Annotated in this window: 15 protein-coding genes; 7 read left to right on the forward strand and 8 right to left on the reverse strand. The window is 71.3% G+C overall.

Features of this window, described 5'->3' with window-relative positions:
* From N869_RS08990 to N869_RS09010, 5 genes are all read right to left on the reverse strand, one after another.
* Window positions 1-333, reverse strand: a 333-nt coding sequence (locus N869_RS08990; protein WP_035060487.1) for an RAMP superfamily CRISPR-associated protein, incomplete at its 3' end; no start/stop codon positions are given.
* On the reverse strand, window positions 330-1,886 hold the full coding sequence (locus N869_RS08995; protein ID WP_035060489.1) for a Cas10/Cmr2 second palm domain-containing protein: 1,557 nt from the start codon (window positions 1,884-1,886) through the stop codon (window positions 330-332). The genes N869_RS08990 and N869_RS08995, both read right to left, overlap by 4 nt.
* A 43-nt stretch (window positions 1,887-1,929) precedes the next feature.
* Window positions 1,930-2,736 (reverse strand): hypothetical protein, encoded by an 807-nt coding sequence (locus tag N869_RS09000; protein ID WP_035060491.1) that lies wholly within the window; start codon window positions 2,734-2,736, stop codon window positions 1,930-1,932.
* Entirely contained in the window at window positions 2,733-3,131 is a 399-nt protein-coding gene (gene csx15, locus N869_RS09005; RefSeq protein ID WP_052105291.1) for a CRISPR-associated protein Csx15, read from the reverse strand. The genes N869_RS09000 and csx15 overlap by 4 nt, the downstream gene beginning before the upstream one ends.
* Window positions 3,128-5,389, reverse strand: coding sequence for a hypothetical protein (locus N869_RS09010; protein ID WP_156968462.1), 2,262 nt, complete (start codon window positions 5,387-5,389; stop codon window positions 3,128-3,130). The genes csx15 and N869_RS09010 overlap by 4 nt, the downstream gene beginning before the upstream one ends.
* Window positions 5,390-5,783: 394 nt before the next feature.
* Here N869_RS09010 and N869_RS09015 point away from each other — a divergent pair, with 394 nt between their 5' ends.
* From N869_RS09015 to N869_RS09030, 4 genes are all read left to right on the forward strand, one after another.
* Window positions 5,784-6,482 (forward strand): DUF6994 family protein, encoded by a 699-nt coding sequence (locus tag N869_RS09015; RefSeq protein WP_035060496.1) that lies wholly within the window; start codon window positions 5,784-5,786, stop codon window positions 6,480-6,482.
* Window positions 6,483-6,663: 181 nt separating this feature from the next.
* Window positions 6,664-7,239 carry a hypothetical protein gene (locus N869_RS09020; RefSeq protein ID WP_035060498.1) on the forward strand — a complete coding sequence of 192 codons (576 nt, stop codon included), beginning with the start codon at window positions 6,664-6,666 and terminating at the stop codon, window positions 7,237-7,239.
* Window positions 7,240-7,431: 192 nt separating this feature from the next.
* A complete protein-coding gene (locus N869_RS09025; RefSeq protein ID WP_035060500.1) occupies window positions 7,432-7,677 on the forward strand; it encodes a hypothetical protein in 246 nt (81 codons plus the stop codon).
* A gap of 46 nt (window positions 7,678-7,723) precedes the next feature.
* A complete protein-coding gene (locus tag N869_RS09030) occupies window positions 7,724-8,539 on the forward strand; it encodes a hypothetical protein (protein ID WP_035060502.1) in 816 nt (271 codons plus the stop codon).
* Between the two features lie 137 nt (window positions 8,540-8,676).
* On the opposite strand, the gene N869_RS09035 is transcribed toward N869_RS09030, so the two are convergent.
* Complete coding sequence (locus N869_RS09035) at window positions 8,677-8,883, reverse strand: GIY-YIG nuclease family protein (RefSeq protein ID WP_156968463.1); 207 nt, start codon at window positions 8,881-8,883, stop codon at window positions 8,677-8,679.
* Between the two features lie 210 nt (window positions 8,884-9,093).
* Here N869_RS09035 and N869_RS09040 point away from each other — a divergent pair, with 210 nt between their 5' ends.
* From N869_RS09040 to N869_RS09050, 3 genes are read left to right on the forward strand one after another with little or no spacing between them, the layout of a single operon-like run.
* Window positions 9,094-10,140 carry a type IV toxin-antitoxin system AbiEi family antitoxin gene (locus N869_RS09040; RefSeq protein ID WP_198026016.1) on the forward strand — a complete coding sequence of 349 codons (1,047 nt, stop codon included), beginning with the start codon at window positions 9,094-9,096 and terminating at the stop codon, window positions 10,138-10,140.
* Window positions 10,140-10,664: a hypothetical protein gene (locus tag N869_RS09045; protein ID WP_035060508.1), complete on the forward strand. Its 525-nt coding sequence runs from the start codon at window positions 10,140-10,142 to the stop codon at window positions 10,662-10,664. Before N869_RS09040 ends, N869_RS09045 begins: the two co-directional genes overlap by 1 nt.
* Entirely contained in the window at window positions 10,649-10,837 is a 189-nt protein-coding gene (locus N869_RS09050; RefSeq protein ID WP_035060510.1) for a hypothetical protein, read from the forward strand. The genes N869_RS09045 and N869_RS09050 overlap by 16 nt, the downstream gene beginning before the upstream one ends.
* A 129-nt stretch (window positions 10,838-10,966) precedes the next feature.
* Here N869_RS09050 and N869_RS09055 read toward each other — a convergent pair whose 3' ends face one another.
* A complete protein-coding gene (locus N869_RS09055) occupies window positions 10,967-11,335 on the reverse strand; it encodes a hypothetical protein (protein ID WP_035060512.1) in 369 nt (122 codons plus the stop codon).
* A gap of 116 nt (window positions 11,336-11,451) precedes the next feature.
* On the reverse strand, window positions 11,452-11,658 hold a 207-nt coding region (locus N869_RS18495; protein WP_232229674.1), incomplete at its 5' end, for a hypothetical protein.

The raw sequence follows: 11,658 nt of genomic DNA on the forward strand, positions 1-11,658 counted from the left end.
CAGCGCCCCGCTCAGCCGGGCCGGGCGCACCGACAGGTGGGCCGGCCGTGGTCGGCGAGCAGGCCGACCGCCGGCCGCCGGCCTCGACCCGAAGAGCCATTCCGACCACCGGTGCCACACACTGTCCGGGTCGCCCTCGGCCAGGGCGTACGTGACCGAGACCGCCGAGTCACGCAGCACACCGGTCAGGGACTTCGCGGGAAGCATGGGAAAGCCGTCGGCGTCCCGCCGGACGGTGGCGTCCACCGACCCGTGCCTACCGGATCCCGTCCCGACACCCCAGTCGCTCGTGAACTCGACCCGAAGCGTCAAGGTCGTCGTCCCCCGGTTCATGCCGACACCCCGTCGACGGACCGTGCGCCGCGGTGCACCTCGGCCAGGGCCAGCAGGTCGATCAGACGGCTGAACCGCACGCCTTCCTCATCCGTGACCTCGACGTGACGGTCGAGGAACAGGCGCGCCACGCCTGCGTCCCGCGACCGCTGCTCCACGGACTCGCGGCGGGCCCTGATCCGCTCACCCCCGTGCGTGAGGTCCTCACGGAGTGCGTGCAGCGCCGCGGACGACACGGGCGCGTTCGCGCGACCGGCGCGGACCTCCGCGACCCCTCGGCGCAGGTGGACGATGTCGCGTTCGCACGTAGGCCCGCGATGCACCTCACCGGTGCGGTCCTCGGGCGGGACCACTACCGGGCCGGCCCACAGGCGTAGCGCGTCCTGTCCGTCCGATGACCTGACGACCGACTCGGCGCGCACCTGCGCCAGGCGCCGGCCCACCGAGTCGAACACGACGCGTGCATCCAGGGCCGAGCGGGCGGCGCTGCCGTCCGGCAGCTGCTTGGCCGAGGCGCAGAGCTGCTCGGCCAGCTCGTACGCGTCGTGGAACGGGTGGTGTGGCTTGACGTACGCGATCCCCGCCGCAGCCGTCAGCGCAGCGTCCGGGAGTGCGCCCAGCTCCGCCATCTCCTGCACCGACGGGTGCGCCCGGGCGGTGGCCTCGAACTCCCGCAGGTAGGCGGCCGTGAACTCCAGCGCCACCCGCGAGTCCAGGAGCACAGTGAGGTCGTCACCCCCGACGACCAGGGGCAGCAACCACCCTTCACCCGCCGACGGCCCCACCTGCTCGACCGCCGACGCCAGGGCGGCACGGCCGATCTGGTCCAGGGCACGGGAGAAGTCCCGCAGCGTGTCGACGAACCGCCGGCCCTCGACCACCTCGTGCAGCGTCAGGAACGCCTGACCGATCCCGTTGCCGTCGGCGTGGACCACCGCGACCCACCCGGCGTTCGACACGTCCGTCGAGAGGTCGCCCAGCACGGCCCCCGACCCCGGTGGGACGAGCGAGCGCAACCGGTCCAACGCCTCCGTCGAACCTGCCCGGAACGTCGCGTCAAAGGTCGCCGAGCGGGGGCGCGCCGGAGCGCCGCGAACTTCCGGAGCGAGCGCGGTCGCGGCACCCGAGGTGTAGGCGCACGGCTCCAGGAAGGGTCCCGAGCGGTGGCGCTCGGCCGGGGACGGAAGGGCCTGCCGGGCTGCGGCGTGAACCCGGTGCGCACGCGCGAGCCCGAGCCCGGCGTCCGAGAGGTCCGGGGCCAGGGCCTGCGCATCCACTGCGCCCCACACCTCCAGGCCAGGAGCCTCGCGCAGGGCGCGGCGCGTAACCCGCCGCACCAGACTACGCCCGATGGAGGGGTCCGCGACCAGGGCGATCGCCTTGCCCGACGCCTCGACCACCAGCTCCACACCGGACAGGTCGCGCGATGCTTCGCGTGCCCAGGAGGTGCCGAGCTCGTGGATGAGCTGGCTCGCGCCCACGTTCGCGCGCCTCTTGGTCGCTGCGAACACGAACGACTGGTTCGCGCCCGTCTCGATGATCACCCAGTGCATGCCTGGCTCCTCCTGTCGGTCATGACGCCCGTGGTACGCACGATCAGATCCCCTCCTCGGACGCCGGCGACCAGACGACGAACCCCTGGTGCGTGAACACCCGGGAGCCCGCCTTGGTCTCGCTGGCCCTCGTCGCGCTGTACAGGCTGCGCACGCCCGCACGTTCGGCCGCCCCGTGCAGTGCCAGTGACATCAGTGCCGTGCCCTGGGTGACGTCGGCGACCACCCCGGCACGGCCGAACCGCGCCACCTCACCCGCCAGCAACGAGTCCAGTGCGGCCTTGCTCGCCTCCGGGGCGCCGAACGGCTCGATGCGGACCATGTCGTCGATCTCGGTGTCGCCCACCACCCGGACGCGTTCGCGCAGCCCTTCGTGGACGTCCGCCCAGCCGCCCTTCCAGACGTCGCCCACCGACTCCGGTGAACCGACCAGGACCACGCGCTCCACGTCGCGCAGACGGGGCAGGACGTGCTCGGCGGTGCCCGGTCCGCTGCGCGTGCCTCGCAGTGCGACGATGCACCGGACGCCCTGCAGCTGCTCCTCGTCCGTCACCTGCAACGTGCTGGTGGCCACCAGTGCGCTGAGGCGCCGGAACTGTCGACGAGCGACCAGTGCGAGCGACAGGGCCAGCAGCCCTGCGAGCACCGCCCCGACCCCGAACGACGCCAGACGATCCCCCGAGGGTGTCGACGGGTGCACGGCCGTGAGGAACTGGTCGATCATCGGCGGCGCCAGGATGATCGTCACCAGCGCGGTCTCACCCCACCGCTGGGTCGCCAGGCGCACGGCCCGCACCGCCAGGGGCAGGGACCGGGGTCGGTCGGCACCGGTCCGCCCGACGCCGCTCATCGGTCCCGCCCGGCGCGGGCCGAGGTACGGACGTCCTGCAACCCGATCAGGTCCGCGACCTCGAACATCACTACCGGCCCGCGCGACCTGACACGCCGCACGACGGTCGGGAAGTGTCCGCACCGTCCGTGCACCTCCGCGACCAGCACCGCCGCGGACAATGACAGCGCCGGAAGCGAGACGAGGAACGGCAGCGACTCCCAGTCCGACCCACGCAACGGCAGCGCGTCCAGTGCGCGGCGGACCTGGCCGACCAGGTCCCCGTCGAGGTCCAGGTGAGCCAGGTCCGGCTCCAGGACGCGCAACCGTGCACCGCCCGCGAGCACCTGGAGGCGCTCGAGCTGGGGCTCGGTGAGTGGGTGCGAACAGCTCAGGACGATCACCTCGGGGCTCATCCCTCGACCTCCGTGAGTAGCTGGTCGCGCGTTGTGCGCCACAGCTTGAGCAGGACTGAGGCCCGGGAGGACGCCCCGTTCCCCTTCGCCACGGGCGTCGAGCGCTCCAACTGCGCTCTCAGCGCGTCGGACGCGACCCGTGAGTGCGCACCGGTGGTTCCGTGCAGGAACGCGTTCCTGGCATTGCGCAGCTGAGGGACCACCTGCCCCCGGTGCTCGTCGGTGTCGAGCGCCGCGTACGCCGCGATCACCCCGCGTGCAGGGTCCTTCTGCGCGATCTCGCGCGCCAGGCGGAGCAGGGCGTACCAGCCGTAGCTCTTGCGGGAAGCACCGACGGCCAACTCCTCGTGGAGGCCCTCCACAGCTGCCAGCTGCGGCCCGAGGCGGCCGGAACCGCCGGCGAGGAGTGCGCGGGCCCCAGCCGTGGCCCCTCTGCCCACGAGCTCCGCAGCGCCACGGAGCAGGTGCGCGTCCTGCCCCAGCACGGCCACGTCCGCACGCAAAGCAGCCTCGACGGCCGTCCCCGACGTCGAGCCGGCACCCGTCGCGCGGACCTCACGCGCCGAGAGCACCGCGCCCCGGGCTTGCGCCCCACTCGATGCGCCCAACGTCGTCGCGAGCGCCATGCGCTGGTCGGCCGGGCCCAACGTCACGACGACGTCGTCGACCGGGACGGTCACGTCCGCGACCGCGCGCTCGACCGCCGCACGCATCGCCTCGAAAGGCCCTGCGAGGCGGACGAGCACGACCTCGGCAGGAACCCCGGCTGCTTCCCACCTCGCCCGTGCCTCATGGGCGAGCGGCGACGTGGGCCCGCGCACCCCCCCACCGGACACGACCTCACTTGGTTGCGCGTCCTCGCTCGCCACCAGGACGACGTACGACGGGACGATGTCGAGCTCGTCCTTCGGGTGAGCCACCCCACCGCGGGCTCCCTGTCGCGCAGGGGCGCTCGCACTGTGTTTGGTGTCGACGGCCCCCGGCCGGCTGAGCGCGGTGATGAACGCGAAGTCGCCAGAGCCCTCACGTGACCCGACGCAGTGCACCACCAGCGGCCCGGGAGCCGGCTCGAACAAGGGCAGACCCACCCGGCGCGCCGCGGCGAAGAGATCCAACGCCTGAGGCTCGAGCTCACGCACCATCTGGGTCGCCGCCGCGACGCCGACGACGCTCCGCGACAGCGAGTAGCCGTGCGCGGCCTTGTTGCCTGCGCCGATGATCGCGTCGATGGCCTTGCTGTGGGTCCTGAGCCAGGGGGCGCAACCCTTCCGGTGCGAGCGCATCCGTGCACCCAGGGTCTCGGTGGACGACGCGCACCCACACCCGAGACCTCGCTCCAGGGTCTCGAGCCAGGCGCGGAGTAGCAGCGGACCCAGGGGGTCCCCCGCCCGCCACCCCAAGAGCCCGGCGAACGCCAAGGCGGAAGGGGCATGTTGGGCACCGAGGCCCTTGAGAGCGGCGCAGGGTCCGGTCGCTTCCGATCCACAGGAGACCTTTGGGTACTGAAGGCGTTGCCGTGCCGCCAGGAACCGCAGCACGGACTCCCGGCCGTCGCAGCACTGCCCGTCCCGGGACGCCGGCATCCCCCTCGTATCCAGCGCCTCGAGGGCGGAGTCGAACGCCCCGACCCGCAGCAGCCACGGCACGGCGTCCTGCGCCGGCCGAGGGAGGGTGATCTCCGGGTCGACTCCGAGGCCCACCAGCAACAGGTCCGGGTCCACCGCCAGCGCCCCGAAGAGGGTCCCGAACATCAGCTGCTTGGAGCCGACGCCGTGCGTGACGGCGGCCGTACGGTCCGGGTGGCGGAGTAGGGCCGAGCGCGCCGCGTCACGGGCCGGACCGGCGCCGAACGACGTGAGCACCGCCACCTCGACCGTCACACGAGCCCCGGTCACCGCGCGGGCGACGACAGGTAGAGCTTCCTGCCACATCTCCGCCACGGGGCGCGTCCCGTCGTCGCCCCGGTTGTCCTGCGAGGGTGTTGCGAGCAGGACAACCACCACGTCGGACGTGTCGGCAGGCAGGCGGTCGAGGGCGCGGATCAACGGCAGGTCCGCGAACGAGCTGCCGGCCTCAGGGTGCGGAAGGGCGTCGAGCACGTGGTCTGCGGCAGCCTCCGCGTCCAGTACCCCGGCCTCGACCACCGATGTACGCACCTGGTCACGGGTCGCGGGTGTGAGCGGAAGCCCATGACCGGCATCAGCGCCGCCCACGCAGTGCAGCAGGACGTGCCGACGCGCGCCGGAGTCGTCGACCATGGCTGACGAGGCTGCGAGGCCCCCTTGCCACGCGGGAAAGGCCCCCGGCGCGTTCATGGGCTCAGTATCGGTCACGCACGGGCATCGTTGAGAGAATTGGGGCCCCGAAGAGGGCGGATATTGACGTGACGGCATATTCGGGGTCGGGTGCGTGGCGTTACGCCGCTTTTGGGTGTTCCGCCTGATATCCGGGTGTCTCCGACGTTGGTGCAGAGGTGTCCATCTGTGGCGCGCGCTGGCGCCGATCATCGGCCTGCGTATCAAGACACCCGGTTCAGTTGCCGAGACACCTTCCAGGAGGTGCTCGAATGGGCGCAACACATGTGCTCGACCCGGAGGTGCGCCGGAGCTGGACCGCCGACGCACTCGAGGCGCAGCCAGGGTCGGTTCACCGATGATCGACACGACCTTCGACGTCCGCGCGGACGCTGGCGGCCGCGACCCGGACTCGTACAGCCCGACCCTGCGCCGCTACCACCAGAGGCTGTGGAGCAAGCCGTTGCCGAGTGGCGCACTGTTCACCCTCACCGATCAACGACGGCACGCGTACCTCCACCACCACTCCGAGCTCGGCGAGTTCTTCTTGGCCAGCGACACGGTGGTGCCGACGCTCACCAACCGGCGGTTGGGAGCCTGGGGCGGTGAGATCCCCGAGGCTGAGACCCGAGCCTTCCTGCGCGTGGTCTACACGATCGGCGGGATGATGGTGTTCCCCGGTAACCGGATCGGCGGTAAGCAGACACTCAACGGGGCCCGCGGCTTCAACGGCCGGATCGCGGACCGGATGGACCTCACCCTCGAGTGCATCCGCCGCCACTACCTCCAGGAGGCCAGCCCTCTGGACGAGGTCCTGCACCGGTACGGGGACTTCTTCGCGCTGTTCGGTGACTTCCGCGGCTACGTCGAGTTCTTTCTGCTGCAGGACATGGTGACCGCGAATCTCGACGAGGTGAGCTTCTTCATCCCGTTCGACGACTTCACCACCCCCGCCCTGCCGCAGGACCTGCTCACGTACCACGAGTACCGTCGTCGCAGCATCGCCTTCGTTGAGGCGCGCAACCGTCGCATCGCCGCCTGGGACGCCGCTCATTGACCCGTCGCACGCTCCCTCTTGGCGGCTAGCCTCGATCTTCCAGCAGGCGGCGTGTGAGGTCCGGGAGCGGCTCGGTGGCCGTCTTCAGCGCTGGTTCTGGTGTGTGGGTGTGACACGGTGCCCGCTGTCGTGCGGGTGGACGGGGGTCCGGTCCGGGTCGTGTTGGGGTCGTCGGGACGGGGTGTGGGGTCAGCCTGGTGCCAGCGACCGCGATCACCGCACCCCGGGTTCGGCTCGCGGGACGCTCACCCTGGGGCTGCTCATCGCTGTCCCGTTCGTGGCGGGCGGCCTGGTGCTCCTCGTCGGCGACGCCCCGGCGGCAGGTGCGCTCCTTCTCGCGGTCGGTGGGTACGCCCTTGTCCCGGTGGTCTTCATCGCGTCGGGGCGCATCTCGCCCGGCGGGTTGTGGCTCACGCCCTCGGCGGTCGTGGTGCGCGATCAGGGGCTGGAGTCCCGCATTCCGTGGCCCGCCCTGGTGGCTGTCGCCGCCGACGACGATGTGGGCACCGCCTGGGGCAAGGTCCTGCTGCGCGCAGATGCGTCTGCCGGGCCCATCCATCGGCGACGGTCTGGCCCTTGGCGGGCAGCGGCGCACACCCCCCTGCCGTCGCTGGCAGTCCTCGACGCCCGGTGGTTGGCGCTCGACCCCGCGGTCACGGCACAGCTCCTACGGGACTACCAGCGCAGCTCCCACACCAGCGAGCTCGGCACACCCGCCAGCCTGGGAACCATCGAGGCGTCCGCGGGCTCGGTCTGATCCGCCTGGCGAACCTCTCCCACTGCCGAGCCGTACGGCCTAGTTTTCCACCCGGAAGGCAAATTCCACTGGCCCAGTGGAAAACTCGTCTGAGGTGGATGAGCGGGCGGGCGAAGGCTGCCCCCAGGACGTGCGACCAGCCCCGCGCCGGTTGCGCTCGAACGCCGTGCCCTGGCCGGCAGCGTGATCCCAGTGGGCGGCACAGTAGTCGGCGCCGTGGTGGGCACGGTCGTCGGGGCGGGTGTGGGAATCGTCACCTCAGGGATGATCGACTCGATGTGGGAGAACGGAGTTGCGGAACTGGGTGACGTTGGCACCGCGATCGCAGACGGTTGGGCTGAGCTGACCGAGACGGTCGGGGATATTGCGGACCTCGCAGGCGGCGCTGCTGACTGGGCGAGCACGACGGCGAGGGACGTGTGGGATGCGATCTTCTAGTGGCTCGTTGGGCGCAGGGGTAGGCCTCCACCCGCGGGAGCGGGGCGTGAACCGGGGACTCCTCTGGTTCGTGGTGGTCGGGAACGGGGTCCTCGGTCTCGGGCTCCTCGCCGTGAGCGTCGGGGCGCTTCTCCTGCCCGGACAGGAACAGCCGTGGAGCACCGGCACATCGCTGCTGCTCGCTGCCGTGGGACTGTCGTGGTCCGCCCTGGGTTCGCTCGGCTTCCACTGGACCTACCTCCACCGAACCCCCACCGACGGGCGCTCCGTCATCGCCACGACCGTCGATGGCTGCGGTGCGCTCGTGGTGCCCTGGGAGCGCCGACGCCGAACGATCGCCCTGCTCACCTCCGGCCTCCTCGCGCTCCTGCTGCTCTACGTCGCGGTCTCGCTCCGGGCCGACGGCAACCCTGGCTGGCCGATCCCCCTTGCCGTCGCCGTCCTGGCGGGTTTCGCCGTACCGGATGGGTTCGTCGGCGTGGCCTGGGCGCCGCGCCTCGTCCTCACCCCCGACCACGTGACCGTCCGAGGCTGGGACACCGAGGGGCGGCTCGCCTGGGACGACGTCCACAACATCGCGATCGTCCCGACCTCCCGCGAGGTCCTCATCCGGATCGTCGGTCGCCCCGATGCGGCCTCCTGGAGCTCCCGGCGTCGACCGCGCATCCTGACGGCTCGACGAACCAAGGCGTGCACCCTCGACGTCCCGGCCCACGCCGTCGACGTCCTGCCCTCTCGTCTGGTGGACGCGCTCCTGGTGTGGGTCCGGGCGCCCGCGACGCGCGCCGAGCTCGCAACGGAAACAGGCAGGATGCGACTGACCGCCCCTGGAGGCGGAGCGAGCAGCGGCACGGGCCCATGATCTGGGTCAAGGGATCGTTGTGAGGCTCAGGTGCCGACAGCGACACGGCAGGAGCGGGTCACAGGGTGCGCGTTCAGGCCTCGTCGGCAAGTTCGGCGATACGGCGTGGCGCGCGTCGATCAGGTTCGCGCGTTCCGTCACCCCTTGTGGTCGGCTGCCGAGCCACGCAACTGCGACAACTGCCGTCGCACCGGGCTCACCGCCATGCCCCGCAGGTTGAGTGGCGGGTCGAGCTGCGTCAGAACCGCGGTCTCGACCTCACCGAGGCGGTCGCTGTCCGCCACGGCCACCGCGGCCACCCGCAACCGCTCCTCCATCCACCCGGTCAGCCGCACCTCGTCCACGCCCACTCCACCCCACAGGGGCACGAGCACCGCAGCGAAGGACTGCCGGAACTTCGACTCGTCGGTGCGTGGCTGCGGGCTCGGGCTGAGCGGCTTGGTGGACCTCTCCCACTGCCGAGCTCTGCGCCCTAGTTTTCCACCTAAAAGTCTTATTACACTGGCCCAGTGGAAAACATGTCGGAGGTGGATAAACGGGCGGTTGACGCGCTGGTGTCCGTACTGGGCCAGGCGGCGGGGGCCACGCTGACGCTGCGCCGCGAGCAAGGCGGGCGCCTGGCCGTGTCCTACGGCACGAGCACGAGCATCCTCATCCCGGTCTGGGCGGGCGAGGGCTACCCCCAAGACGTGCGAGCAGCCCTACGCCGGTTGCCGGAGCGCGGCCCGCGGCCGGGGGAGTCGCCTGTCATCGTGGCGAGCCAGATGTCGCCCGGAGGCCGGTCGATGCTGCTCGCCCAGTCGCTCTCGTGGGCCGATGCCCGGGGCGCGGCCCACGTCCGTGCCGAGCCTGGCCTCGTCGTCGTCGTCGACGGGCGTGAGGTCCCTCAGCCCCAACGCCGTCGGCTCGGGGTGGCGTGGACGCCCGGTGCGGGCGCCGTCGCCGAGCTGCTCCTCGCCCGAGCACAGCTCGAGCGAGCGACGTCGCGCGGAGATATGCGGCTGCCCACAGTCACCGAGCTCGCCGACGCGTTGCACGCCAGCCCGACAGTGGCCTCGACCGCGCTCCGGATGTTTGACGCCGAGGGGTGGACCGCGAAGAAGGGGCCGCAGCGAGGACCGGCGGCGGTGCGATTCCTCACGGACCCCAGTGCCATGCTCAGCTCGTGGGTGCGGTGGTACCGGGAGACGCCCCGTGACAGCGTCGAGGCTCACGCCCTGGTCCGCGATGGCGAGGTGTTCCTCGAGCGCGAGATCGCGAGAGTGTGGCGGCATCTCTGGTGGGCGGCTACCGGTCCGGTTGCGCTCGAGCGCCGTGCCCCATTCTTGACTGCGATACCCGTGGTGGACCTCTACGCCGACCTCCCGTCCGCAGAGGCCGAGGTCGACGACCTTTTGCAGGGTGCCGGGCTCCGGCGGGTGGAGCGCGGCGCCCGGGTGCGGGTCCACCGGGCTGACCGGTACCTCCGCGCCGTGACGCCCCCGACGAACGACGTCGTGCCGATCGTGAGCGACGTGCGCTTGTACGGCGACCTCATGCGCGTCGGAGGACGCGAGGAAGAGGCCGCTGACCACCTGAGAGAGACGAGGATCGGCTTCTGATGCGCAACCGTGAGACGCGAGCGCTGGTCGAGGGCGCCCTCACCGGGCTCGTCGCGGCCGTTGGCGACCGCGCGATGGAACTGACCGTGATCGGGGGGCTCAACGCCGACCTCCTGACGACCGTCGACGACGTCCCGCACCAGGGCACCAACGACGTCGATCTCTTGGTGCAGCTGGGCTTCGTCTATGAACGCGACGAGGAGGATTTCACCTGGCTGGAGCGAGGGCTTGTCGCGGCGGGTTTCGCGACCCGTCCCGGCGGTGGCGGCTGGCGGTGGTGGCGCGACGTCGACGGTGTCCCGGTGAAGCTCGAGCTCCTGTGCGACGTCTACGACAACCTCGGCCAGGAGATCCCGCTGCCTGGGTGTGGTCGGGCGTCAGCGCAGAACCTGCGAGGTCCCTCAGCGGCGCTCAGGGACCGGGTGCCGCACCGTCTGCCCTCCCCCGAGGGCGCGATGAGGCCGCCCGCGCGGCGATCCCTCCTGGCTCCACGACGGACTACCCGTCAGTGCTGCTGGCAGTGATGCGGGACCTGGCGGACCCCTTCTCACGAGCCGCCCAGTCGTATGCCAACGGCCGCCTGCAGGACGGAGTCGAGGCGCCGCTCGACGTCCTGGCGCAGGATGCGGCGACGGCCGCACTCGAGTTCCTCGAGGCGTTCGATCCCTCGCCCGGAACGAGCCGGCCCGACGAGTGAGCGACGCGCCCAGCCCAGCCGTGGACACCACGTCGTCAGGCCGACGCCGCTGACGGCGGACTGGGTGCCCAAGCCTGGGGACGCAGCGGGTCCCTGAGCGACTCGTGCTTGCGCACGCGACCCGTAGCCCTACTCGCAGTCTTCGCACTGACCGTTGGCCGGCAGCTGCATGTGGTGCGCTGGGCACACCTGCACGGGCAGTTCACGCACAGCGGCCCGAGGCCCCGACGGGTTGGGAGAGTTCACCGGCAACCAGTGACGAAGTGGTTCCCCACCCGGCTGGGGGATGTCGATGGAACCCTTGCCGATGTACGCCTTGATCGGACCGGTGGCGCCCGCGGTGGAGATGTGGGCGCGCGAGGGCGGGATCCAGAACTGTGCGAGGTCCAGGTCGGCGACGATCTCCTGGATCTTTGGCCAGTTCTCCTGGGGCACACCGAAGTCCGCCAGGGCGGCGGTCAGGGTGGGGAACTGCCGGCGGGTACGGGGGGCTGTCATGGGCCCAGTGTGCTGCGCTCACCACGGATCATGTAGATACCGACCAAGCGACGTGCAGGCGAGAAGACGTACCCCACACCCGGCGAGTTCGCCGACATCGAGCCAAGGTCCGAGGACTACCAGCGGTCGGGGTCTTGGTGGTGGTCTGGTGGTGGGGGGAGGACGGGCAGGTTGTCGCGTGAGCCTGCTTGGAGTGCGGGGTGGTTGCGGTCGGGGGTGGTGGGTTCGGTGAAGTCGGGGACGGTGTAGCCGAAGGTGGTCCGGCGGCGCTGGTCTTGCTTGCCGGCGGCTGCACCGCCGCCGCCCATGGGCATGCCGGCGGC

The organism is Cellulomonas bogoriensis 69B4 = DSM 16987 (genome assembly GCF_000767165.1).
GTDB classification, from domain to species: Bacteria; Actinomycetota; Actinomycetes; order Actinomycetales; family Cellulomonadaceae; genus Actinotalea; species Actinotalea bogoriensis.